This window comes from Halomonas huangheensis, assembly GCF_001431725.1.
In the GTDB taxonomy this organism is placed as follows: Bacteria; Pseudomonadota; Gammaproteobacteria; order Pseudomonadales; family Halomonadaceae; genus Halomonas; species Halomonas huangheensis.
In genome coordinates this window covers 616,414-641,729 of sequence record NZ_CP013106.1, presented here as the reverse complement: position 1 = coordinate 641,729, position 25,316 = coordinate 616,414, and the positions used below count along the sequence as shown (strand labels likewise).

Below are 25,316 nucleotides of genomic sequence, written 5' to 3'. Positions count from 1 at the left end.
TTGACTGCAATGGAACGTTAACCAATGAGCGATATTCTTGAACGACTCGACACAGCACTGGCCGACCGCCGTCATGCCGATCCCGAGTCTTCCTACGTGGCGTCCTTGCATAATAAGGGCCTGAACAAGATACTCGAGAAAGTTGGCGAAGAAGCCTTCGAGACCGTGCTGGCTGCAAAGGATGCCGACGCGAAGGATCCGGCCACTCAACAGGCATTGATCGCCGAGACCGCCGACCTGTGGTTTCATAGTCTTGTCATGTTGTCACACCTCGGTCTGGACCACCGCCAGGTTCTCGACGAACTGGCGCGCCGTTTTGGTATTTCGGGGCACGACGAGAAGGCTGCTCGGCAGCAGGAAGATAGTTGAGAGCCGTCATGGCAGAAGCGGCGACGACAACAGTAATCATGGCGCCTTGCGCCAAACCTTGAGGAAGCTCTTATGTTAGGTGGTATCAGTATCTGGCAGCTGCTGATCGTACTCGGCATCATTATCCTGATCTTCGGCACCAAGAAACTACGCAACGTCGGTAGCGATCTGGGAGGAGCGGTCAAGGGCTTCAAGAAAGCCGTCTCCGAAGAGGAAGAGAAGAAAGGCGAGTCCGACTCTCAGGCTCAAGTGCGTCACGACGAAAACACCGACAGCACCGGCTCCCATACCTATGACGTCGAGGCCGAGCGCAAGCCGGAATCCTCCGACGAACGCAAGTAAGCCTCCATGCTGGATATCGGTTTCCTGGAACTGTTGCTGGTCGGCGTAGTGGGTCTGCTGGTGCTTGGCCCCGAACGCCTGCCGCGTGCGGCACGCACGGCAGGCCTGTGGATCGGGCGTATCAAGCGCTCGGTGTCCGGCATACAGCGCGAGATAACAGCCCAACTAGAGGCAGAGGAGCTGCGTCAGAAGGTCAAGGAGCAACAGACCAGGCTCGACGACAGCGTCAAGCGTGCAAGGCAGAGTGTCGAATCACTGGGTGATAATGACCCGCAGGCCAGCAACGGTGACAAGCGCACCGAGGCGGCTGACAGCACTGCCGCGGTACCGGACAACTCCCAGTCGGCCTCGGCACAGGGCTCCGCCCCCAAACCAGCCACTGATGCGTCTGACCCAACTTCTGCGCCTGATCCAGCCAACCACGCAGAATCGTCTGACCGCCACTCGCCGGCCTCCGCCCCTTCGACTGACAACAGGGACACTGACAACAGGGACTCTGCTACGCGATGAGCCAGACCGACAACAAGCCCTCCTCGTCCAACGAGGAGGGCCATGCTCCGCTGATTGAACATCTGGTCGAGTTGCGCTCGCGGCTACTGCGCGCGGTGGTGGCGATTCTGGTCATCTTCCTCGCGTTGTACGGCTTCTCCAACGACATCTACCAGTTCGTTGCTGAACCCTTGCTGGCGCTACTGCCGGAAGGTTCACAAATGATCGCGACCGAAGTGGCGTCACCTTTTCTGGCGCCCTTCAAGCTGACGCTGGTGGTCGCGGTATTCATCGCCATTCCTTTTGTACTACACCAGGCTTGGGCCTTCGTTGCCCCGGGACTCTACGAGCAAGAGAAATCACTGGCCCTTCCGTTGCTGGGCTCCAGTGTGATCCTGTTCTATCTCGGTGCCGCCTTCGCCTACTACGCAGTATTCCCGCTGCTGTTCGCGTTCTTCACCCAGACTGGGCCCGGGAACGTGACGGTGATGACCGATATCAATGCCTATCTCAACTTCGTGTTGAAGATGTTCTTTGCTTTCGGCATTGCCTTCGAGATCCCTATCGCTACCTTCCTGCTGATTCTCTCCGGCGCCACCACGGCCAAAAGCCTGTCGGCCAAACGCCCTTATATCATTCTGGGCTGTTTCGTGATCAGCATGCTGCTGACACCGCCGGACGTGATCTCACAGACCCTGCTGGCAGTTCCCATGTGTCTGCTCTATGAATTGGGGCTACTGATGGGGCGGCTGGTCAAGCGCAAGCGCGAAAGGGAAGAAGAAACGGAAAACGAGCAGCAATCCTGACGTGCAATGATCCTGACGTGAAATGATCCTGAAGTATGCAGAAAGCACGGCCTGATGGCCGCGCTTTCTGTGCTGTTTTCGATGCTGGGTATCGATGTCAGGGTTTGATGTCGATCATTTCATTGATGCGCTCAACCAGCTTGAAGATACCGCTGGCCGCTTCGGCAACTCCTGTGGCCAGCATATAGGCCGGTGTGGTCACCACACGGTGTTCGAAGTCGACGACGATATCATCCACCGCGCAGGTACGATGCAGCCCGCCCATGGCACTGATCGCCCCGGCCACCCCCGGATCATTACCGATGGTTACCGCGATACCGTGCCCGAACACACCCGGAACCAGCACTGGTGCGATACACATCAAGCCGATCGGCTTGCGAGCATCATGGAACTCGATCAACACCTCACGCAGCACGTCATGAATGACCATGTCGGAACCCGCTTCAGCAAAGTTCGAGAGATTCTTTGCTACCCCGAAACCACCCGGCAGGATCACGGCATCGAAATCCGATGCCGAAAGCTCGTCCAGCGGAGAGATTTCGCCACGCGCAAGACGAGCGGATTCCACCAGCACATTGCGCGATTCTTCCACGGCCTCACCACGGCGATGATCGATGACTTCGTGATGGCCGATATCCGGTGCGAAACAGCGATAGGCGACACCCAACTGGTCCAGGCGCAACAGAGTCAGGGTGGTCTCGTAGATCTCCGAGCCATCTTGAACGCCACACCCGGCCAGGACTATCGCAACCTGCTTACTCATGAGTCTCTCCTTGAAGGGCAAAACACCGACATCTCATGGTCGGCTGATTAGGCAATACTCTAGAGAGTCACCACGGGTGCGACAAGACGCGACTTTCGACGCAGACCGCACGGGGAATATACTGACAGCTGTAATACTTTTGTCATCAAGAGCCACCACAATCGCGAGGTGGCGGAATATCCTGTTCATCGGAGTGCTGTTTTGAGTGCCATTATTCCCCGCCGCTTTCCAGCGACACGTCTCCGCCGCATGCGCCGCGATGATTTTTCTCGTCGCCTGATGCGTGAGAACCAACTGACCAGTGCCGACCTGATCTGGCCGGTATTTGTCCTCGAAGGCGAAGGCCAACGTGAAGCAATTGCCTCCATGCCGGGCGTTGAGCGCCTGTCACTGGACCTGTTGATCGAAGAGGCCCGTGAAGCGCATGACCTCGGCATCCCTGCCATTGCCCTGTTTCCCGTGGTGGGTACTGAGAAGAAGAGTGAGCTGGCCGAAGAGTCCTTCAGCGCTTCAGGCCTGATTCAGCGCAGCGTGCGCGCCCTCAAGGAAGCGTTGCCGGAACTCGGCATCATTACTGATGTGGCCCTCGACCCATATACCAGCCATGGCCAGGATGGCATCCTGGATGCAGATGGTTACGTGACCAATGACCGCACCGTAGAGACGCTGATCAAACAGGCGCTATCGCATGCCGAAGCTGGTGCCGACGTGGTCGCTCCTTCGGACATGATGGACGGTCGCATCGGCTCCATTCGCCAGGTCCTCGAACAGGAAGGCCTGCACAACACTCGTATCATGGCCTACAGCGCCAAGTACGCCTCGCGCTACTACGGCCCCTTCCGTGATGCGATAGGTTCTGCCGGCAACCTCGGCAAGGCCGACAAGGCGACCTACCAGATGGATCCAGCCAACGGCGAAGAAGCTCTGCACGAGGTTGCCATGGATCTCGCCGAAGGCGCTGACATGGTGATGGTCAAGCCTGGCATGCCGTACCTGGACGTGGTCAGGCGCGTCAAGGATGAGCTGCGCGTTCCGACCTATGCCTACCAGGTCAGTGGCGAATACGCCATGCACATGGCGGCATTCAACAACGGTTGGCTGGATGCCGACTCGACGATTCTCGAGTCACTGATGTGTTTCAAGCGCGCCGGCGCAGACGGTGTGCTGACCTACTTTGCCAAGCGAGCCGCTCGCCTGCTGGCAAACCCATAACGCCTGGAGGGGGGTCGCCCTTCCAGCTCACCGGTTGTGAGGATTGACCATGGAAGACGCCCAACGCGACGCCAACACCGCCGGACACGGCAACGTCGGCAAATCTGATGTATCTCTGTCGGATGAGTTGCTGGTCGACACCCCCGTTCCCCGACTCAACCAGACCGGAACCGGTATCAAGCCCAAGGCCCTACCGGACCCGGAAGCGGACCTGTCGGACCCTGGTCTGTACTTCAACCGTGAGCTGTCACATTTTCAGTTCAATATCCGCGTGCTTGAACAGGCATTGGATGAAGCTCATCCACTGCTCAATCGCCTGATGTTCCTGTTGATATTCTCATCCAACATGGACGAGTTCTTCGAGATCCGCGTCGCCGGCCTCAAGAATCAGATCATGCTGGGCGATGACGGCACCGGAGCCGACGGACGTAGTGCGCGCTCGGTAATCGATGAAATATCCAGCATCGCTCACGAACATGTCGAGCGTCAGTACCGAATTCTCAATGAGCAACTGATTCCGGCCATGGAAGCCAAGGGCATTCGTTTCCGGCGCCGCAGCTCCTGGACCGACGCTCAGCGCGACTGGGTCTACGATTATTTTCGTACCGAAATCGAGCCGGTCATCAGTCCCATCGGCCTCGACCCGTCACACCCCTTCCCGCGCCTGGTCAACAAGAGCCTCAATTTCATCGTCGAGCTGGAAGGCAAGGATGCCTTCGGTCGTGAAGGAGGCCTGGCGATTCTGCCGGCGCCACGCTCCTTGCCGAGGGTTATCGCGCTACCCAATGATCTGTGCGAGGAAGGGTTCACCGAGTACGTGTTCCTGTCATCGATGATGCACGCACACGCGGAAGAGGTATTCCCCGGCATGAAGGTCAAGGGCTGTTATCAGTTCCGTCTGACCCGTAATGCAGACATGACGGTAGACCCCGAAGAAGTCTCCGACCTGGCCTCCGCGCTACGTGGCGAACTGCTGGCACGCCGTTATGGCAGTGGTGTACGCCTCGAGGTTGCCGACAACTGTCCACACGACCTGTCCGACTTCCTCGTCAAACAGTTTCAGCTCGAGCCCGGCGACCTGTACCGCGTCAACGGACCGGTCAACCTGACTCGCATGATGTCGGTACTCGGCACACTCGATCGCCCAGACCTGATGTATCGCCCCTTTACTCCAGGGTTACCGAAAACAGCACGCAAGTCCGAGAGCCTGCTGCAGGCCATGCAGGATGGCGATATTCTGCTTCAGCACCCGTTCCAGTCCTTTGCTCCCGTGGAAGATCTGCTGCGCGAGGCGGCTCGCGATGCTGATGTACTGGCGATCAAGCAGACCCTATATCGCACTGGCGCCGACTCCCCCATCGTCAACGCACTGGTCGAAGCCGCCAGCAACGGCAAGGAAGTCACCGTTGTTATCGAACTACGCGCACGCTTCGATGAGGCGGACAACCTGGCGCTGGCCTCGCGTCTCCAGGAAGCTGGCGCCATCGTCATCTATGGGGTCATGGCCTACAAGACCCATGCCAAGATGATGCATATCGTGCGCCGCGAGAAAGGCGAGCTGCGCCACTACGCACACCTCGGTACCGGCAACTACCACTCGAAGACTGCCAAGCTGTACACCGACTACAGCCTGATGACCGCCAACCCGGTCCTCTGCGAGGACGTCCACAAGGTCTTTCAGCAGTTGTCCGGTATGGGCCGTGCACGACGCATCGAGAAGTTGTTGCATGCCCCCTTCACTCTGCATGAGCGGGTCGTGGAGATGATCGAGCGCGAGGCCAGTCATGCCCGCAAGGGCAAGCGGGCGCATATTATCGTCAAGTGCAACTCGCTGACCGAGCCCAAGCTCATCCAGGCGCTGTACCGTGCCTCACAGGCTGGCGTCGAGTGTGACCTGATCATTCGTGGCATGTGCTGCCTACGTCCCGGCATGCCGGGAATCTCCGAGAACATTCGTGTACGTTCGATCATCGGTCGCTTCCTCGAACACACTCGGGTCTACCATTTCCACAACGATGGCAAACCCGAAACCTGGTGCTCCAGCGCGGACTTCATGACACGTAACATGTTCCATCGTGTGGAAACCTGTTTCCCCTTGCTCGACAAGAAGATCGCCGCTCGCGTACGCAAGGATCTCGAAACCTACCTGGTCGACAATTGTCAGAGCTGGCTACTGCAGAGCGATGGCACCTATATCAAGCAAGAACCGGGTGACGCCGCACCGATCAGCGCTCAGGAAACGCTTCTCTACGCCTACGCGGCGCGGGCTTGATGGCGGAAAGAGGAAAGAAGAAAAGACTCTTCGCACCGGAGCCCTGTCGACAAGACTCCGGTGGAAGACACGCTGGACACCCTCTCACCGTTCGCTGCCGATGGCTCGATCACTGGGAGTGTAATCTGTAATCGAGCGTGCCCGCGCCATGGGCCTGGTGAAGTTCCCCTACTGAGCGGTACCTGTTGAATTCAGGCCACTCAGCTGGGGCAAGTCCAAGGCCAGCTCTTCTCTATGTCGTTTAGAGATTAGTCCTTATAACGTTGAGATTTCGACGGATGTCCTGGTCAAGATTGTCCACCCAGTGGTTGTAGTTGCGATGAATCCTATCGCCTCGGTGATCCAAATTGATGGAATTCTTGTAAATAATGGAATAGTCACTGCTTGAATATGGAATGCGCACCGTCGCCTGGTGGGTGCGGACATCAATGGCTGCAGTTATCTCATTTTGCTGGTCACCAATAATTACCCAGCCACGGTTTTCTGCAGCGTCAACAATTGCCTGACGCACTTGCTCTCGGCTCACTGGCGAGGTGATTGCCTGTGCCTCAACATTTTGAATAGGCTGAGTCGTTGTGCAGGCGGACAAACCCAACACTGTGGTGAATATCAGAATAGCCAGGACAGGGTGTTTCACGAGGGCACTCCTTTGCGATAGAGTCAAGATTCCATCAACAAGATACCGAATGCGTGTGGCGGACAGCAAGGGACTAAGGCGCTCCGCGCAGGACTGCCAGTCCGGGGGATATTCTCCATTTACGACAGGATCTGAAACATCACATACCTCATTCACGGCCTTGCGACCGCACCTGGAGGCGGGGTTCAAGCGGAAACAGATAGGCAAAAATGAGCACAGACTGATCAATAACCAGCTGCATTCAAAGCCCAACCTCCCATCCTGTAGCTACAGAGAAGGAGGTTTCGGCACAAAATCGGAGGGGAAATAATCCAGTTGTCAGTCTTGAACCGTTAGCTGGCTATCACGGACATCACGTAGACGAGATACCAGTGTCACCATTGATACAGCTGCCGCAAGGGCACCAGAGTGACGTCGATACCCGGAAATGATTATCTGAAATTCATTTCCTTGCGCATTCCCCCCTGCTTCTTCAAGCCGGTAATTTTATCTATTGCCATTTTTCTTTCTCAGGAAAAAATGCACGGCTGCGCCTTCTTCTCCTACAGCAACTTTCCCATTATGGAAAAGCCTCGGCAATGATCAGTGCCGAGGCTTGAGACTGTTATTGATTGTGATAGTGCCGATGATTGCAATAGTGCCGGTGATTGCAATGATGAGCTAGCCTGGTCGTCGCCAGGCTAGCTCCTTTCACAACCGCCAGTCAAATGGCAATCAAACACCGATCTGGCCGCCGTCCTGCTTCTGAATCACCACGGTCGCGGCACGTGGACGGACGTTACCCGACGTTGCCTGAGTGGCATCATCGCCAGCCGGCCAGTTGCCCGGGTGCTGGACGTTGATAAATAGAGCGGTGCGGTCGGCCGTCGGGAAGATACCGGTGATCTCGCAACCGTTGGGACCAACGCAGAAGCGCTTGAGGTGCTGCTGATTATCGCCGGACACCACAGCTGCGGCACCTTCGGCCCTCTGTAAGGCTGCGGGTACTACCGCCAGCACCTGGTCATTAGTGTGATCGGCAACACCAGCGTAGCCGTTATCGGTCTCGATCCACAGGATGCCGCCATCCTCGCGTTGGTCGAAGCACAGGCCATCAGGGCTGGCGAACTGGTTGCTTTCGGTCAGGCCAGAGTAGTTGTCGGCATCGCTTGCCGCGGCACCAAACACGAACACCTCCCACTCGAAACTGCTCGGGTCACTGCCCTCGCGCCAGCGAATGATCTGGCCTGCCTCATTGGCGGCACGCGGGTTCGGTGCATTGGCCGGCGCCGTGGCATAACCGGTGCCCGGTGCGGCAATGCTGTCGCCATCACCCTTCAACTCCGGATCGGTATCCGCTTCGGTGCGATCGGTGTTGTTGGTCAACGTCATGTACACCTCGCCGCTTTCCGGGTCCACGACGCCCCACTCCGGCCGATCCATCGGTGTCGCACCCATGATGTCGGCAGCGTCACAGGTATTGATGATGATGCCTGCATGGTCGTCCGCTGCCAGTCCGAGAGCGTCGGCCAGAGTACCGCCATCCGGGGTAGTGGCATCCGGTGTCAGCGCCAGCCATTGACCACTGCCGTCGGCATCGAAACGCGCGACATACAGCGTGCCTTCGTCCATGTACCTGGCGCCGATTGCCAAGCGATCTGCTTCGGCACCATCTGCCGGAGCATCGGCAGGGTTCCATACCGCCTTCGAGACGAACTTGTAGATGTATTCGTTGCGCGAGTCGTGTCCGGAATAGAACACCACTGGCTTTCCTTCAACCAGTTTGCCGGGCCAGCAGCCTTCGTGACGGAAGCGCCCAAGGGCGGTGCGTTTGACGGCGCGAGCCCCGGTGTAGGGGTCGATTTCGACAATATAGCCGAAGGTCCGCGGCTCATTACGATAGTCTTCGCTGGCCGAAGCACCCCTCGGTGTAGCATTGAAACGAGAAAACTCGCCATCGACTTCGGATTCGTCACCGGCGGCGGTTTCCCAGCCATAGCGGCCGCGACCAGTGGGAATGCCCAGGCGGTCGTCGTCAATCTCGCGACCTTCATCCTTGATGAAGATATCCGGCCAGTTCTCTTCACAGGTCAGGTAGGTACCCCAAGGCGTATAGCCGTTGGCACAATTGTTGTTGGTGCCCCTCGCCATGGTGCCATCGGTCGAATAGCGAGTTACCACATAGTCGCTGCCGGCCACCGGTCCGGCCAGCTCCATCGGTGTGGCACTGGTGTAACGCTTGTTGAAGGACGAGTTGCGAACATGCTGCCAGACGCCAGCATCGCTCTTCTCGACCTCGACGAGGGTAATGCCGTGGGCGTTGATCTCAGTGCGAGCCTCATCGGCCGGGCGCTTGCCCTCGTCCATGTTGGTCGGGCCACCCTGCGGCGCCCACAGCGCGTCTTCATCGATATACTCGTTGTTCATCGCCATTATGAAGCGGCGTGAAGCACTCGCGTCATCCAGCGGAAAGGCGTGCATGCCATCATGGTGCATACCGACGCTATTGGCCTGAATTTCTGGCGTCATGGCCAGATCCTCGGACCACTCCGGCGCACTGTCGTTGAGAGGAGTACCCCAGGGGATCAATACCTGAGCGGTATAGCCTGGAGGTACCACAATGGCGTCCGTCCGCGAACCGGCGATCGATTCAAATGCCAGTGCCAGCGGTGACTTTTGCATACCGTGACTGCTGGCCAGCGCCGAGACACCGAAGCCACCGAGAGCCCCCATGGCAGCCAGCCCCAGTCCTCCTTTCATGACCGCGCGACGCGATACATGGCGCTCCAGCACAGTGGAGAACGGTTCATTGCTACTGGGGTTCAACAGACGATGATCTTCGATTGCCTTGCTCATGGAGAAGGTCCTCTTCAGCTAGTCATGAGCGGCGTCTACGGCCGCTTCGCTCGAAGGAAACACTGACTAAAGCCTGTACGGTTCAATCGCGACGCTTCGCGTGAGCACGTTCGTCGATTTATCCAGCGCTTCCATAACCAAGGGGACGCTAACCACAAAAGATGACGAAGCCATGACAGTGACAGCCTGAACACATCAAATATAAGCAATATCTAAAACTGATTCAGGTCGCGCCGAGCGCCTGGACCCTATGCTACTCTGAGGCGCTCCGGCGCAATCGCATGAGGGCAATGGCCGGTTATCGTTGCAAAGGGTTGGAGGGAGAGGGCTGGATGGAAAAGTGGTATCAAAATGGATTCAGGTTGGCCGTCGCCATCGGCGTGACCTTACTGTTCAGTGGCTGTGCTCTTGTCACTCCCAACCCACCACAACGTCAGGACAACATCTGCGAGATATTCCGCGAACAACCTGATTGGTACGACGCTGCGCGAGCCTCGCAGGACAAGTGGGGTACGCCGATAGCGACCCAGATGTCCTTTATCCAGCGCGAATCATCGTTCCGCGCCACCATTCGGCCACCGCGAACCAGGCTGCTGGGCTTTATCCCCTGGAAGCGCCCTTCCTCCGCCTACGGCTATGCGCAGGCCCAGGACCCGGTCTGGGACGAATATCAGGAGGATGCCGGCAGTCTGTTTTCCGGGCGCAGCGACTTTGATGATGCCACCGACTTCATCGGCTGGTACAACGCCCGCACCCACCGTATCGCCGGTGTCTCACTGCATAACCCTGAACATCTGTATCTGGCCTATCACGAAGGCCAGGGCGGCTACCAGCGTGGCAGCTACCGTGGCAAGTCCGCTGTCCAGAGTGCCGCCCGCCAGGTGGCCAGTACTGCGTCGCGCTACCAGGCCCAGCTCAACGCCTGTGAAGCCGAGTTCCAGTGCGATGGAGCCTTCGAATTCTGGCCATTCTGTCGGGGGTAGGTGAGGCTGTAAGCCGCAAGCAACAAGCAACAAGCTACGAGCCAGGTGCTGTCAAACAGACACTGCGGGCTACGAACCGCTAGCTGTCCAGTGCCGCTCCATGCTGGTCACTGCGGGGTGACTTACAGCTTATAACTTACAGCTTACCGCTCGAGTGGTAACTTACCGCTTAGCGCTCGAGAGGCGCTAGACTCTTGCCAACCGTTCGGCGGCCAGGGTCAGCAGATGCTCGGTGGTCTCCCAGCCGATACAGGCATCGGTGACGGAGACCCCATAGCGCAGCTTGCCCGGCGTCAATGACTGCTTGCCTTCATGAATATGGCTTTCCAGCATCACGCCGATCAGGGCTCGGTCACCCGTTTCACGCTGCGCCAGCACATCAAGCAGTACTTCGCTCTGGCGACGATGATCCTTGCGTGCGTTGGCATGGCTGCAATCGACCATCAGTCGCACAGCCAAGCCACCTGCAGTGATGGCCTTGCGAGCAGCCGCAATACTGTCAGCATCGTAGTTGGGGCCGCCATGACCGCCACGCAGTACTACGTGGGTCATGTCATTGCCGTTGGTCTGCTTCATCACAGGACGTCCATCGGCACCGATAGCGAAGTGCTGATGGGGGTGGGCAGCGGACTGCATGGCATCCAGCGCCACCTGTAGATCGCCGTTGGTGGCATTCTTGAAGCCAACCGCAGACTTGAGGCCGCTGGCCAGTTCACGATGCAATTGCGACTCGGTGGTCCGCGCACCGATAGCCACCCATGCCAGAAGATCATCCAGGTAAGGAGCAATCATCGGCTGCAACAGCTCAGTAGCAACCGGCAACCCCAGTTCGACGATATCGCGCATCAGGCGTCGCGATAACTCCAGTCCCCGGCACATGTCGCTCTGACCATCCAGCCCCGGGTCGTAGGCCAGCCCCTTCCAGCCAACCGTAGTACGGGGCTTCTCGACGTAAACACGCATCACCAGCAGCAGACGATCACGCACCCGATCCGCCAGTTTCGCAAGGCGTTGAGCGTATTCCATCGCTGCAACGGGATCATGGATCGAGCAGGGCCCGACCACCACCAGCAGACGATCATCACGGCCTTCGAGAATATCGCGGATTTCATGACGCTGGGCTTCGACGCGCTCATGGAGCATGGCGCTCAGCGGAACCTCTCGTTGGAGTTCCAACGGGGTGGGAAGCGGCATACTGGCTGCCTCATCAGTCGACAACTCGTGAGATACAGACAGGGCGGTGTGGGCATTCATGGCATTCAACTCCGTGGGCATCGGTGACTTCGAATCTTCTGTTGGCCACCAGATTGCTCACGGTCGGAGGTGGCCACCTGGGCCGACCGCGCCTCGATAAATCGCCAGCCATAGCCGTAATACCGGCCATGGAATGCGCTGCTGGCGAATTCACGAAATGCGGTCATGTCATACCCTCCTGTTGAACCGAATCCTGAATGCAGGAACCCCCGGATGGGGCTGCCATCCGGGGGTTCCGAGAGGCGGCCCTGGTGGGGAGCGCCTCGCTATCCTGTTGCTTGATCCTGTTGTTTAAACCAAGCGGATCAGGAAACGGTAGCCGGCTCCCCGGTATCAAACCAATACCAGGTAAAGCCAAACCAATAGCCGCCTGCCGCACCAACGACACCGCCACCCTGATAGGTGGTGATGACAGTCATCTGGTGAGCAGTAACAGACATATGGTGTCTCCGTTTCCTGATGAGCCTGAGTATAGTGGCCCGTCGAGTTGTTTTTTATCCTGCCCGCACCTGCAGCAAATGGCAAGTGTCTCGAGTCAACGAATCCGGCCGGGCATAATCAGAGCCCGAGCCGTAAGCCAGAAGCCAGAAGCCAGAAGCCAGAAGCCAGAAGCCAGAAGCCAGAAGCCAGAAGCCAGAAGCCAGAAGCCAGAAGCCAGAAGCCAGAAGCCAGAAGCCAGAAGCCAGAAGCCAGAAGCCAGAAGCCAGAAGCCAGAAGCCAGAAGCCAGAAGCCAGAAGCCAGAAGCCAGAAGCCAGGAGTATCCGGCTGCGAGCCGAGAGCTGGCAAGCACCGCATCGCGGCTCACAGGAAGCCGAGCCGGGGGGTTGGAGCTTCTTCCCTCTTACAACTTAAAGCTCACAACTTAAAGCTTCTCACTTGCTTCTTACAGCTTCTTACAGCTTCTGACTTCCCTCTTACCTCTTCCCTCTCATTGCTGCCCTAAACCAGATGTCTTCCGCCATCGAGCGGCAGCGTCGCGCCGGTGATATAGCGATTGTCGAGTACATAGCGCAACGTCTGGTAGACCACGCCGGGGCCGGGAACGATCTGCATCGCCGACTTGCTCTTTGCCTTGGCGACATAGTCCTCATTGTCACCGGCGTTGAGCATTATCAGCGCAGGCGCAATGGCATTGACCTGTATGCGTGGTGCATACATCGCAGCAAAGGAGCGTGTCATGTTATCCAACCCAGCCTTGGTTGCCGCATAGGCAGCATGCTTACGCGAGCCCTTCTGGGCAACAAAATCAGTGATATGCACGATATCGCTCTGCGGCTCGACGCAGGCCTCCAGCAACTCACGAGCGTGCAGATTGATCAGGTACGGTGCCAGCATATGCACGCGAAACAGCCGCTCGAAGTTGGCGCCAGCCTCATCACCCTGACTATCGGGGGCCCAATCACTGGCGTTGTGGACAATGGCACGCAGAGAATCGGCGCTTTGCTTGAGCCGCGCGATGAAATCGAGAATCCCGGCTTCGGTGGAAAAGTCTGCCTTGAGGGTCACCACCCCGCGACCACGCAACTCTTCCAGCTCGGGGCGTTCACGTCGATAACTGATGATCACCGGGTGACCATCGCCGACCAACCGCTCGGCACAGTGGCGGCCAAGGCGCTGAGCGCCACCGGTGATCAGAATCGGCGCAGCGCTCACGATGACTCCTCGCGTACCATGCTACCAATCGTCGGCACCAGCGGATCACGTGGCGCATAGGCAAAGACATCGGAGAACACTCGCGACGGCTCGAGCCCCACGGAAGCCAGCACATCGACACAGGCGTAGACCATCCCGGGAGAGCCGGAGATATACACATCCGCTGCGGACACGTCGCTCAATTGCGTCGCCAGCACACTATCGACACGACCATGATGACCCTCGACCCGAGGCTCAACGAAACCTTCCTCGAAGCCGACTTCACAGACCGCATGAAAACTCAGATTAGGGAAAGCCTGAACCCACTCCCGCACCATTGTTTCGGCATACAGGTCGCGACGTTCACGCGCTGCCCACCACAATGCAATGGGCCGCTCGGGCGACCAATGCAGGGCTTCCTCGATGATCGCCTTCATCTGAGCGAAGCCAGTACCGGCGGCGATCAACAGCAAGGGACGCTCACCGACAGGATCCAACACACAGTCACCACTGGGCAAGCGAAGAGTCAGGTGCTCCGCGACTACCAGCATGCGGCGCAACTGTGCTGAATTGGAGCGCTCGGGCCAATGCTGTATATGCAACTCGAGCCGGCCGTTGTCCGCATGCCGGCTAGCGATCGAGAACGGCACCCAGATGTCATCGTCGAGACGCATCTCGAGATACTGACCTGCAGCGTGCGCCATGGCCTCGTTGCGGCCTTCGAGAAGTACACGAAAAACGTCGGGGGTAAGATCCTCGACCTCGATGACCTGGCAGGTCAGGGTCTTTGCCGTCATGTTGACCTCTTGTCGGTGTCTGGGAGAGCGATGCCGAACTCACTCCAACGTTCGCTGACACGCGTCTTTACGTTATCGTCCATGGTGATCGGAACCCCCCATTCGCGGTCCGTTTCACCTGGCCATTTATTGGTGGCGTCCAGCCCCATCTTGGAGCCCAGTCCGGCCACCGGGGAAGCAAAATCCAGGTAATCGATGGGGGTATTCTCGACCACGACCGTATCACGAGCCGGATCCATGCGCGTGGTAATCGCCCAGATGACATCCTGCCAATCACGGGCATTGACGTCATCATCCAGCACCACCACAAACTTGGTGTACATGAACTGACGCAGGAAGCTCCAAACGCCCATCATGACGCGCTTGGCGTGGCCGGGATACTGCTTCTTCATGGTCACCACTGCCATGCGGTACGAGCAGCCTTCCGGCGGCAGATAGAAGTCCTGGATCTCGGGAAACTGGCGACGCAGGATGGGTACGAAAACCTCGTTCAACGCCAATCCGAGGATCGCCGGCTCGTCCGGCGGGCGCCCGGTGTAGGTAGAGTGGTAAATGGCATCCTTGCGCATGGTCATGCGCGTCACCGTAAACACCGGGAACTGCTCGACCTCGTTGTAGTAGCCGGTATGGTCGCCATAGGGACCTTCCGGCGCGGTGTCATCGGGGTAGATGAAACCTTCAAGAATGATCTCGGCCGAGGCAGGGACCATCAAGTCGGCATGCCCACACTTGACCAGCTCGGTACGTGAACCACGCAGCAAGCCAGCGAAGGCATATTCCGATAGGCTATCCGGCACTGGCGTTACCGCACCAAGGATGGTGGCGGGATCCGCGCCCAATGCCACAGCTACCGGAAAGGGTTCTCCCGGATTGGTGGTCTGGAACTCCTGGAAATCCAGTGCCCCACCCCGGTGGGATAACCATCTCATGATCAGACGGTTACTGGACAACTTCTGCTGGCGGTAGATACCGAGATTCTGGCGCGACTTGTGTGGCCCCCTGGTGACCACCAACGGCCAGGTGACCAGAGGAGCCGCATCCCCAGGCCAGCAATGCTGGATCGGCAGTCGATCGAGGTCGACATCGTCACCTTCCAATACCACCTGCTGAACAGGAGCCGAGCGCACGGTCTTCGGCCCCATGCTCATCACCTGCTTGAAGATCGGCAGTTTGCTCCAGGCATCACGCAGGCCCTTTGGTGGCTCCGGCTCCTTGAGGAAAGCCAGCAACTCACCGACCTCCCGGAGGGCATCCACCGACTCCTGCCCCATACCCATCGCCACCCGCTTCGTGGTGCCAAACAGGTTACCGAGCAGCGGCATATCATGGCCCTTGACGTTCTCGAACAACAACGCCGGACCTCCCGCTCGCAGGGTTCGGTCACAGATCTCAGTGATCTCGAGATAGGGGTCGACTTCGGCAGTAACCCTGTGAAGTTCGCCCTGCTGTTCAAGGCCGGCGATAAATTCGCGCAGATCCTGGTACTTCATGCGATTGTCTCGCTTGCCCTGGTCACGAAAGTGGCAAGCATATCATGGCTGGCAAGGGCTACGCGCCAGGCGCTGTCCGGCAGAAAAAACAAAACCTCTGCGGGCAGCAGCCTGCAGAGGTTTGTTTACAGCCGCACTCGAAGCTCGAGTGCGTAGCTCACATCCTATCGACGCTTCATAGCCTCGAAGAACTCGATATTGGTCTTCGTATCCTTCAGGCGATCCACCAGGAACTCGGTCGCGGCGGTGTCGTCCATCGGGTTGAGCAGCTTGCGCAGAATCCACATGCGCTGCATCTCTTCCTCGGACGCCAGCAAGTCCTCGCGACGAGTACCGGAACGGCGAATGTTGAGTGCCGGATAGATGCGGCGCTCGGCAAGACGGCGATCGAGGTGGGCTTCCATGTTACCGGTACCCTTGAATTCCTCGAAGATCACCTCGTCCATCTTGGAGCCGGTATCGACCAGCGCCGTGGCGATAATGGTCAGGCTGCCGCCTTCCTCGATGTTACGTGCGGCACCGAAGAAGCGCTTGGGCTTCTCCAACGCATGAGCATCGACACCACCAGTCAACACCTTGCCGGAGGACGGCACCACGGTGTTGTAGGCACGCGCCAGACGAGTGATCGAGTCGAGGAGAATGACCACGTCCTTCTTGTGCTCGACCAGGCGCTTGGCCTTCTCGATGACCATCTCGGCGACCTGCACATGGCGTGCCGGCGGCTCATCGAAGGTCGAAGCCACTACCTCACCACGCACGGTACGCGACATCTCGGTCACTTCCTCGGGGCGCTCGTCGATCAGCAGAACGATCAACTGGCACTCGGGGTTGTTGCGCGTGATGGAGGTTGCGATGTTCTGCAACATCAACGTCTTACCGGCCTTGGGCGGAGATACGAGCAGGCCACGTTGGCCTTTGCCGATCGGTGCCGTCAGGTCGATGATACGAGCAGTGAGATCCTCGGTGGAGCCGTTGCCGATCTCCATGCGCAGACGTTCATCGGGGAACAGCGGCGTAAGGTTCTCGAACAGAATCTTGTGCTTGGCATTCTCGGGTCGGTCGAGGTTGATCTCGCTGACCTTGAGCAGTGCGAAGTAGCGTTCACCTTCCTTGGGCGGGCGAATCTTGCCGGAGATGGTGTCGCCCTTGCGAAGGTTAAAGCGCCGAATCTGAGAAGGAGAAACGTAGATATCGTCAGGGCCGGCCAGGTAGGAGCTGTCTGCGCTACGCAGGAAGCCGAAACCGTCCTGGAGAATTTCCAGTACGCCATCGCCGAAGATATCCTCGCCACTTTTGGCATGTTTCTTGAGAATCGCGAAGATGATGTCTTGCTTGCGGGACCGTGCCAGATTATCGATTCCCATCTCGCGAGCGATGTTGAGAAGCTCCGGCACAGGCTTTTGCTTGAGTTCGGTCAGATTCATCAGAGTTCAGAAGTTACTCGTGGAAGCCGGGCGGCAAGGCGCCGTCTAGTATGAAAAGGCGAAACGACGCCACTTGAATGCGTTCAGAGCCCGGGCTGCTCTTTCGTAGGCCGATCAGGTGTTCAAGGCCATCGAACGGCGCCTCCGACAGGAGTACCGTTGGTATCTGGAGTGGGAGCAGGTTGTTCGCCTGATCAGCGTCGCGGGGCTGAGCCCATATGCGGGGCTGATACCTAAGTGGGCGGTCTGACGACTTGGGGCGATTGCATTGCACTGGCACGTATCATTCAAATTCGCTTGGCGCGTGCCAGCACCACAACCGGAAAACACATTCGAAACAGGCGAATGACCCGATACTAGACAACCCGAGTCATGAACGCAAGTTTCACCTCACCTGGATCATTGACATCGAGCAGGGTCGGTCGCAACCTTATTTCAACTCTATTGAAGGACCCGTCATGACCCAGCCTACGGATACGCTAAGTGCGCTACGCGATTCACCCGGTGAAACGCCCTCTGATCCTGCCCGACTGGCTGCCATTGATCTCGGTTCCAACAGCTTCCACCTGCTGGTTGCCAACTATCAGGATGACCGTTTGCAGGTTGTCGCGCGCCTCGGCGAAAAGGTGCAGCTGGCCGCGGGCCTGGATGATGACGGTATGCTCAGTGATGAAGCCATCTCCCGAGCGCTGGACTGCCTGAACCGGTTTGCCCCTTTCATCGAGGACATCCCGACCTCTCGCCTGCGGGTTGTTGGTACCAACGCCCTGCGTGACGCCGAGAACAGTCAACAATTCATCGACCGTGCCGAAGCCATGCTTGGAGCCCGTATCGAGATCATCGCCGGGCGAGAGGAGGCCCGCCTGATCTACCTGGGCGCGGCACATGCGCTGGCCGAGAGTGGGCGCCGATTGATCGTCGACATCGGTGGTGGCTCGACCGAGTTCATCATCGGCGAGCAGTTCGAGCCACGTGCACTGGAAAGCCTGCGCATGGGGTGTGTGACCTACACACGCCAGTTCTTTGCCGACGGCGAGATTACCGAGAAGCGCATGCGCCAGGCCGAACTGGCAGCGCTTTCGGAACTGGCCAATATCCGTCGCCCCTATCTCAAGCTCGGCTGGGATGACCCTGTCGGCTCCAGCGGCACCATCAAGGCCGCAGCGGCAGTGCTGGCCGCCGCTGGTGATGCACCGGAAGGGGTAATCACTCGAGATGGGCTGGCATTGTTGCGCAAGCGTCTGATCAAGTGCCGCCAGCTCGACAAGGTCGACATGGAGGGTCTGAAAGCTGACCGCTCCCGAGTTTTCCCGGCGGGCATCGCCATTCTCAGCGCTACTTTCGAGGCCTTCGATCTCGAGCAGATGCGCTTTGCCGACGGCGCTCTCCGCGAAGGTGTGCTGTACGACATGGCAGGACGCAACAGTCCCGAAGACTCGCGACTCAAGAGTCTCGAAATGCTGGCGCGCTGCTATGGTGTTGACACTCGTCAAGCCGATAATGTCGCTGCCACGGCCAAGGCATTGCTCAACCAGGTACGCCATGCCTGGCAGATCGACGATGATCAGGCACGCTTCCTCGACTGGGCCTGCTGGATGCACGAGATCGGCCAGGCCATCTCACACAACCAGTTCCACCGTCATGGCGCCTATCTGCTCGAACACTCCGACCTCTCTGGCTTCTCGCGACCCGAGCAGCGTCTGCTGGCCTTCCTGGTACGTGCCCATCGACGCAAGTTTCCGCTCAAGGAATGGCAAGCGCTGCCCGTATCGGAACAGACCTCCCATCAACGCCTCGCTCGTTTGTTACGCCTGGCGGTACTGCTCAACCACTCGCGGCCGGAAACACCACCGGAAGTACCGCGCCTGGAAACCGATGGAGAATCACTGCGTCTGACCATCGAATCGAGCGATGAACCCGGTCTGATGATGACTGATCTCGAGCAGGAAGCACGTTATATGACTAATACCGACTTCGGTTTCGCGCTGCAGGTCGAGAGCATGGAGCAGCAGAGAAAGACGCCCGCATCGGGCTGATCCAGCTTTTCAGAGATCCCCGGCACTGGGCCACCAGGGGCCCCGGGACTGCCAACCCTCTGCCACCACCAGCCAACGGCCCTCGATCATGTCGAGGGCCGCAATTGCCAGTTCCCCGCGCCAGACCACAGCAATCCCCTGACGTCGCCAGGTAGGCACTCCCAACTCCTGCAGCAATCGTTTGAGATCGCGTCGCCCTCGCTGAGGTAGTCGTAAGCTCTCGCCACCCTGTCGTGGACGAAGCGCCAGCTTGCCAACCGGCTCCTCGCCGGGCAGTGAAAGCGCCAATGGATGCCGCCCCCAGCGCGTCTCCAGCATCGAGCTACCGTCCCACTCAAGCGCTGTGTCGAACGATTGAACTTCATCGGACATCAGCCATAACACGCCACGCCAACAGCGAGCCTCAGCACCACTCCAACTGACCCGAACCTGGGCATCCTGGCGTGCTGACAATTGATCAAGTAGCGTGGCCAAACGCGCGGCAGGAGGCGTTGGCAGCCCCAATTGGCGAGCGCAGAACCGAATCAGTAGCCGTTGGCGAGACGGAGTCAACAGCATCAAGCGCTCCAACGGCAGCTCCGCCGGCAGACCACCGAGGCGGTGCAGCTCTTCCGCCGCCAATTCAGTCAACAGGCTATCGGCCTCGCCCATCCACTGCGCCGAACGCGCCAATGCCGCTGTTGCCTGCGGCCAGCGCTCCTGCAACTGCGGTAGCACCCTATGGCGTAGATAGTTGCGATCGAAGACAACCTCGGCATTGCTGGGGTCTTCCTGCCACTCAAGGCCCATGCCCTGCGCGACCTCTTCAAGTTCGGCACGAGAGACCTTGAGCAAGGGGCGCTGCAGATGAATGCCACTCAGCTCACGCGCCATAGGCATCGCCGCCAACCCTCCCGTACCTGAACCACGCAATGCTGCCAGCAGGAAGGTCTCGGCCTGGTCATCGCGATGCTGGGCCAGCCACAGGGTATCGCCGGCAGAGATGGTCTGCTGGAAAGCCATATAGCGCGCCTTACGGGCGGCGCCCTCGATGCCGTGGCCCGATGCCGCATCGACGTGGACACGTTCAACAAAGAGCGGCACGCCGAGCTGCGAACACAGCCGACGACAGTGGTGCTCGAAGTCGGCGGCCGCCGGCTGCAAGCCGTGGTCGACGTGAAGCGCATACAGGGGGCGCGGATGACGACGACAGGCCGCCACCGCCAGAGCCAGCAGCAGCGAAGAGTCGAGCCCACCGGACAGCGCAACCCAGACGGCGCGCCCCGGCACGGTCTGTGCCAGGGCGCGATCGATATGAAGAGCAAGGGTCATCGGGGCTCCCGGCGGCGAACGCGATGGGAGAAGGCTACCGCGCCTCTCCTCGCGGCGAAAGCCCTGTTGGCGAACCGCTGGAAGCACCCCGATGAAATACCTCCATGACATGCCTCAGGCGGCGACCAGCACCGTCTGGTCCCTGGGCACCCGCAGCACGACGTTGCTGCCCACCTCGACATGGTGCTTACCGATGGTGTGCACTTCATCGACGGCCAGGTGATGCCCGCTGACATCAACGCCGTAACGGATCAGACTGCCGAGAAACTCCCGGTACACCACCCGACCGTTGAAGGTCAGGTGCTCACCGCTTGCCTCTTCGAGCCCTCCGAGCATCGTGCTCTGCGGGCGAAACACCAGGCTCCCACGTTCGATTGCCAGAGGGTTGTCCACCGGCTGCTCGATCCCCTTGTCGGACACGAATACCTGGCCGAGGGCTCCGGTCTGCAGAGCACCATCGAGGATATTGGCCGAGCCCAGAAATCCCGCCACGAAGCGATTACAGGGATGGTCATAGAGCTCCCTGGGCGCCCCGACCTGCTGGATAACGCCGTCGCTGAGTACCGCCATGCGGTCAGACGTGGTGTTGGCCTCTTCCTGATCGTGGGTGACGAAGATCGTGGTCAGGCCGAGCTCGCGCTGCAGATTGAGGATATCGCGACGCATCTGCACCCGCAGGTTGGCATCGAGATTCGACAGCGGCTCGTCAAGCAGTAGCACCCGAGGCTCGACCACCACGGTGCGGGCCAGAGCGATACGCTGCTGCTGGCCGCCTGAAAGCTCATTGGGCTTGCGCTCAGCCAGCGCCGAGAGCCCGACCAGCTCCAGCGCTTCGCCAACCCGGCGGTTGATTTCCTGCTGAGGCACCTTGCGTTCCTCGAGACCAAAGGCGACATTCTTGCGCACGCTCATGTGCGGCCACAGAGCATAGCTTTGGAACACCATGCCCACATTGCGCTGCCAGGGAGGCAGGCGAGTGACGTCCTGATCGCCGACCAGAATACGACCGGTCGGCGTCGGGCCGAAGCCCGCTATGGCGCGCAAAAGCGTCGACTTGCCGGAACCTGAAGGGCCGAGGAAAGCAAAGAACTCGCTTGGCTCGATCTCGAGACTGACCCTCTTCAGCACCTCGGTTTCGCCGAAGCTCAGGCCCACGTTCTGAATCTTGATGCCTTTGGATTCGCTGTTGTTCAACATGGCAATGAGTCTCCGTCAGGATACGTTGGGTTGGCTGCGCTTGCTGCGCTCGATAAACCAGTGCGACAGGTAGGTCCCGAGACCAACAATCAGCACGGCGATGATGCCGAGTGCAGCACCAGGACCACGTCCGGCCGCCGACTGCATGTAGATATAGATGCCATAGGCCAGCGGCGCATCGGACTCCGATGACACCAGCATGATGGTGGCCGACAACTCCACCGCGGCGGTGGCAAAGCTGGTGATGAAACCAGCCAGGATACCGCCGGTCATCAGCGGTACCACGATGCGCCGGATGGTGCGCCGCTTGCTTGCCCCGAGGCTCTCGGCGGCTTCTTCAAGCGATACCGAAATCTGCTGCAGTGCCGCCACGCAGGCACGCAGGGCGTAGGGCAGACGGCGTACCGCCAGCGCGATCACGATCACCCCCCAGAAGGTCGCCAGCGGCACGTCGGAGAATGGCATGTCAACGCTGTAGAACATGCGCAGATACCCGATACCCAGCACCACCCCGGGAATCGCCACCGCCCCCATGGCCACGAAGTCCAGCGCCTTGGCTCCCCAGATTCTGGTGCGCCACACCACATAGGCGATGGCGGTGCCGAGGATCACGTCGATGAGCCCGGCGAGCCCGGCGTACAGCAAAGTGTTCTTGATAAAGCCCATCGCCCCCTCGAAGACCGTCGCGTAGTGATCAAGGGTGTAGCCGTCCGGCACCGGGCTGTAGGACCAGATCGAAGCGATGGATAGCATGAACAGCGCCATGTGTGGCGCCAGCACGAAAGCCAGGATGATCAGAATGACGGCATAGCAGCCGATTTGCTCCCAGCGGCTCAGGTCACGCTTGAGCAGGCCACCTCCGCCCTTCTGGGTGGTGGCGTAGTCCTTGCCCTTCATGGCCAGAAACGACAGCCACAGGGAGAAGATCGAGAACACCACCAGGATCACCGAAATCACATAGCCGATCGGATCGGAGATGCCCACCGAGCTGATGCGCAGGTACGCCTGGGGCGCCAGCATATTGTTGACGTTGAGCAGCAGTGGCGTGCCGAGGTCATCGAAGACCTTGAGAAAGACCAGCGACGCACCGGCCACGTAGCCGGGCATGCCGAGCGGAAAGACGATACGCCGGAACAGGCGCATGCCGCTGGATCCCAGGTTCAGTGCCGCCTCTTCCATAGAGCGATCGATGTTCTTCAGACTCGTCGACAGGTTGATCAGAATGAACGGAAAGAAGTGCACCGACTGGACCAGAATGACCCCGTTGAGCCCGTCCATGAAGGGAACTGTGAAGCCGAAGTACTGATCGAGCAGCAGATTGATGCTGCCGTTGCCACCGAAGAACAGCTGCATGGCCACCGCACCGACGAAGGGAGGCATGATCAGCGGGATGATGCCAAGGGTCTGGATCAGTGCCGATCCGGCGAAATTGAAACGGCTGGTGAAGTAGGCAAGCGGCATGGCGATGAACGTGGCAAAGACCACCGACATGGCCGAGACATACAGCGAATTGACGAAGGATTCGCGAAACAGCGAGGCGTTGAAGAAGTCGATGAAGTTGTTCAGCGTCAGCGCGCCGGTGCTCGGGTCCTGGAAGGCCACATAGACCACCTTGGCCACCGGCAGCACCAGCACGATCAGCAGAAACAGGCCGATCAGCAGCGCCACCAGACCAGGGCCCCACTGGGCGGACGAAAAGTCCGGCATGCGCCATAACCGCGGGCGTATCACAGAGCCAGTCATAACTACCTCGAGAAGTCGGGGGACGAAGAGGCAGCGACCACTCGGGCCGCCGCCCGGGGACATACAATCAGTGGCTTACAGCAGCGCCCTCGCCTGCTCGGCAAGCTCTACGGCTCTCTGGTAGTTGGCGCGCGTCGCCTCATCCCACTCGGCCTCGATCTCGGCCTGACGCCCCATCGTCGAGTCCGCTGCGGTCTTGCGGCTGGTGGTGAAGGCTGCCTGAAAAGCCGGGTCGGCAGCCTCGGCTTCGCTGACCGGCACCGCAGACACCAGCTCACGCGCCTCGCTGATCAAGGCCTTGGCCTCGTCGTTGGCAGCTCCGGAGTCGGCCAGGGCAGCCTCGGCGGCATAGATCGCCTCGGTGGCCTCTCGCAAGTCATTCAGGCGGTAGGTCACCATCACGTCGAACAGCGCATTGACCAGGTTGTAGCGCGCCTTGGAGATGTCCAGATCGAAGTGCAGCGAGGCGCTCAACTGCTCGTCCTCGAAGGGATTGGGGAAACCAGGAGGCGCCTGCTCGTAAATGCTCGGGTTGACCGGCAGGCGGCGGATCCTCGGATCGAGCAGCAGCTGCTGGCCAGTCTCGGAAAGCAGGAACTCGATGAAGTCCTCGGCGGCGTCGGTGTTGGGGGCGTTGTCGATGATGCCGATATTGGCCGGTACCAGGGCGGTGGTCGACGGATAGACGAAATTCACCGGGAAACCGGCGCCCATGGACGACAGGCCGAAGAAGTCGATGACCACGCCGATGCCGAAGTTGCCGCTATTGACGCCATCAGGCACACCGAAGCTTCTCTCGGTGACCGAGGCAAAGTTGCCTGACATGCGTTTGAGCACGCCCCAGCCCGCCTCCCAGCCTTCGCCCTGCAGCACCGTCTCGACGGTTAGATGGGTGGTGCCCGAGCGCGATGGCGCCGACATCCCAACGTGACCGAAGTAGACGGGCTTCTCGAGGTCTTCCCACTCGGTGGGGGCCGGCAGATCCTTGGCCGCCAGGTAGCGCTCGTTGTACATGATGCCGTAGCCGGAGGCGGCGAAGCCGGTGTAGAAGCCTTCCGGATCATGGATCGGGAAGGCACCGATGGTCTCGGGAATGCCTTCGGCCGATGGCCGGTACTCCAACAACAGACCATCGTCCTTGAGCACCTCGAAAGCATCGGGTGCCGAGGCCCAGAACAGGTCGGTGGGATTGCCCTCGCGGGTCTCCTGAATGAACTTGATCGCCGCACTGGTCTTCTTGTTGAGGATCTCGACGTCGATGTCCGGGTTGGCCTGCTCGAAAGCATCGGTAAAGACGCTGGTCAGATCCGACGGAAAGGAGGTCACGATCACCAGGCGCTCTTCGGCCTGAACGTTACCGGCAGCGACAATCGCCAGGGCGAGAGCGCTGGCCTTGAACAAACGTCTGGATGGTTGGATAACAGCGTGCATGGATGACTCCTGTCATTATTATTAACATCAGAGAGTGAAACCGCCCTGCAAAGCGGTGACGTTCTCTCCAGGAGCAAGGTCCATGCCAGAACCTGAAAAACCATGCAACACACTGTTTATGTTGCCTTTTAAAACCTCCAGAAAATAGAATAGACCCGCTCAACCTCTCATCCATGTGTCAAAGCCGCCCCGCAGCAGCCGGATCAGCGAGTCACTACTGACACAGAGAGTCGGCGAATGTCGATTCAACTCCGACGCGAGGAGATCGCCAACCAGGACTGAACGCATGGCT

At 59.2% G+C, this 25,316-nt stretch carries 21 protein-coding genes; 8 read left to right on the top strand and 13 right to left on the bottom strand.

What is annotated here, in order from left to right:
• The first annotated feature begins 24 nt into the window (after positions 1–24).
• The 4 genes from AR456_RS02985 to tatC all read left to right on the top strand — a co-directional run bounded on the left by AR456_RS02985 (position 25) and on the right by tatC (position 2,006).
• The gene (locus AR456_RS02985; RefSeq protein WP_021819861.1) at positions 25–369 is read left to right on the top strand and encodes a phosphoribosyl-ATP diphosphatase; all 345 of its coding nucleotides are present in this window, start codon (positions 25–27) and stop codon (positions 367–369) included.
• A gap of 72 nt (positions 370–441) precedes the next feature.
• Positions 442–711: a Sec-independent protein translocase subunit TatA gene (tatA, locus tag AR456_RS02980; RefSeq protein ID WP_021819860.1), complete on the top strand. Its 270-nt coding sequence runs from the start codon at positions 442–444 to the stop codon at positions 709–711.
• 6 nt (positions 712–717) lie between these two features.
• Positions 718–1,221, top strand: coding sequence for a Sec-independent protein translocase protein TatB (tatB, locus tag AR456_RS20795; protein ID WP_021819859.1), 504 nt, complete (start codon positions 718–720; stop codon positions 1,219–1,221).
• Positions 1,218–2,006, top strand: coding sequence for a twin-arginine translocase subunit TatC (gene tatC / locus AR456_RS02970; protein WP_021819858.1), 789 nt, complete (start codon positions 1,218–1,220; stop codon positions 2,004–2,006). Before tatB ends, tatC begins: the two co-directional genes overlap by 4 nt.
• A gap of 97 nt (positions 2,007–2,103) precedes the next feature.
• On the opposite strand, the gene elbB is transcribed toward tatC, so the two are convergent.
• On the bottom strand, positions 2,104–2,769 hold the full coding sequence (gene elbB, locus AR456_RS02965; RefSeq protein WP_021819857.1) for an isoprenoid biosynthesis glyoxalase ElbB: 666 nt from the start codon (positions 2,767–2,769) through the stop codon (positions 2,104–2,106).
• Positions 2,770–2,970: 201 nt separating this feature from the next.
• Here elbB and hemB point away from each other — a divergent pair, with 201 nt between their 5' ends.
• Complete coding sequence (hemB, locus tag AR456_RS02960) at positions 2,971–3,981, top strand: porphobilinogen synthase (RefSeq protein ID WP_031208330.1); 1,011 nt, start codon at positions 2,971–2,973, stop codon at positions 3,979–3,981.
• Positions 3,982–4,030: 49 nt separating this feature from the next.
• Positions 4,031–6,253: a polyphosphate kinase 1 gene (gene ppk1 / locus AR456_RS02955; RefSeq protein WP_021819855.1), complete on the top strand. Its 2,223-nt coding sequence runs from the start codon at positions 4,031–4,033 to the stop codon at positions 6,251–6,253.
• Between the two features lie 241 nt (positions 6,254–6,494).
• On the opposite strand, the gene AR456_RS02950 is transcribed toward ppk1, so the two are convergent.
• Positions 6,495–6,890, bottom strand: coding sequence for a DUF4148 domain-containing protein (locus AR456_RS02950; RefSeq protein ID WP_021819854.1), 396 nt, complete (start codon positions 6,888–6,890; stop codon positions 6,495–6,497).
• A 714-nt stretch (positions 6,891–7,604) separates the two neighbouring features.
• Entirely contained in the window at positions 7,605–9,725 is a 2,121-nt protein-coding gene (locus AR456_RS02945) for a PhoX family protein (RefSeq protein WP_021819852.1), read from the bottom strand.
• A gap of 332 nt (positions 9,726–10,057) precedes the next feature.
• Here AR456_RS02945 and AR456_RS02940 point away from each other — a divergent pair, with 332 nt between their 5' ends.
• Positions 10,058–10,708, top strand: a complete 651-nt coding sequence (locus tag AR456_RS02940) for a transglycosylase SLT domain-containing protein (RefSeq protein ID WP_021819851.1) — start codon at positions 10,058–10,060, stop codon at positions 10,706–10,708.
• A 186-nt stretch (positions 10,709–10,894) separates the two neighbouring features.
• Here AR456_RS02940 and AR456_RS02935 read toward each other — a convergent pair whose 3' ends face one another.
• The 6 genes from AR456_RS02935 to rho all read right to left on the bottom strand — a co-directional run bounded on the left by AR456_RS02935 (position 10,895) and on the right by rho (position 17,306).
• The gene (locus AR456_RS02935; RefSeq protein ID WP_021819850.1) at positions 10,895–11,962 is read right to left on the bottom strand and encodes a 3-deoxy-7-phosphoheptulonate synthase; all 1,068 of its coding nucleotides are present in this window, start codon (positions 11,960–11,962) and stop codon (positions 10,895–10,897) included.
• Between the two features lie 305 nt (positions 11,963–12,267).
• Positions 12,268–12,402: a hypothetical protein gene (locus AR456_RS21670; RefSeq protein WP_021819848.1), complete on the bottom strand. Its 135-nt coding sequence runs from the start codon at positions 12,400–12,402 to the stop codon at positions 12,268–12,270.
• Between the two features lie 500 nt (positions 12,403–12,902).
• The gene (folM, locus tag AR456_RS02925) at positions 12,903–13,616 is read right to left on the bottom strand and encodes a dihydromonapterin reductase (protein ID WP_021819846.1); all 714 of its coding nucleotides are present in this window, start codon (positions 13,614–13,616) and stop codon (positions 12,903–12,905) included.
• The gene (locus AR456_RS02920; RefSeq protein ID WP_021819845.1) at positions 13,613–14,392 is read right to left on the bottom strand and encodes an FAD-binding oxidoreductase; all 780 of its coding nucleotides are present in this window, start codon (positions 14,390–14,392) and stop codon (positions 13,613–13,615) included. The genes folM and AR456_RS02920 overlap by 4 nt, the downstream gene beginning before the upstream one ends.
• Positions 14,389–15,882 (bottom strand): 4-hydroxy-3-polyprenylbenzoate decarboxylase, encoded by a 1,494-nt coding sequence (ubiD, locus tag AR456_RS02915; RefSeq protein ID WP_021819844.1) that lies wholly within the window; start codon positions 15,880–15,882, stop codon positions 14,389–14,391. The genes AR456_RS02920 and ubiD overlap by 4 nt, the downstream gene beginning before the upstream one ends.
• 164 nt (positions 15,883–16,046) lie before the next feature.
• Positions 16,047–17,306 (bottom strand): transcription termination factor Rho, encoded by a 1,260-nt coding sequence (rho, locus tag AR456_RS02910; protein ID WP_021819843.1) that lies wholly within the window; start codon positions 17,304–17,306, stop codon positions 16,047–16,049.
• A gap of 458 nt (positions 17,307–17,764) precedes the next feature.
• On the opposite strand from rho, the gene ppx reads away from it, so the two are divergent.
• Positions 17,765–19,342, top strand: coding sequence for an exopolyphosphatase (gene ppx / locus AR456_RS02900; protein ID WP_021819841.1), 1,578 nt, complete (start codon positions 17,765–17,767; stop codon positions 19,340–19,342).
• A 9-nt stretch (positions 19,343–19,351) separates the two neighbouring features.
• Here ppx and tilS read toward each other — a convergent pair whose 3' ends face one another.
• The 4 genes from tilS to AR456_RS02880 all read right to left on the bottom strand — a co-directional run bounded on the left by tilS (position 19,352) and on the right by AR456_RS02880 (position 25,024).
• Positions 19,352–20,653 carry a tRNA lysidine(34) synthetase TilS gene (gene tilS, locus AR456_RS02895; RefSeq protein ID WP_021819840.1) on the bottom strand — a complete coding sequence of 434 codons (1,302 nt, stop codon included), beginning with the start codon at positions 20,651–20,653 and terminating at the stop codon, positions 19,352–19,354.
• Positions 20,654–20,767: 114 nt separating this feature from the next.
• Positions 20,768–21,850 (bottom strand): ABC transporter ATP-binding protein, encoded by a 1,083-nt coding sequence (locus AR456_RS02890; protein ID WP_021819839.1) that lies wholly within the window; start codon positions 21,848–21,850, stop codon positions 20,768–20,770.
• A 15-nt stretch (positions 21,851–21,865) separates the two neighbouring features.
• The gene (locus tag AR456_RS02885) at positions 21,866–23,557 is read right to left on the bottom strand and encodes an ABC transporter permease (protein WP_035588856.1); all 1,692 of its coding nucleotides are present in this window, start codon (positions 23,555–23,557) and stop codon (positions 21,866–21,868) included.
• Between the two features lie 111 nt (positions 23,558–23,668).
• The gene (locus tag AR456_RS02880; RefSeq protein ID WP_021819837.1) at positions 23,669–25,024 is read right to left on the bottom strand and encodes an ABC transporter substrate-binding protein; all 1,356 of its coding nucleotides are present in this window, start codon (positions 25,022–25,024) and stop codon (positions 23,669–23,671) included.
• Positions 25,025–25,316 lie beyond the last annotated feature (292 nt).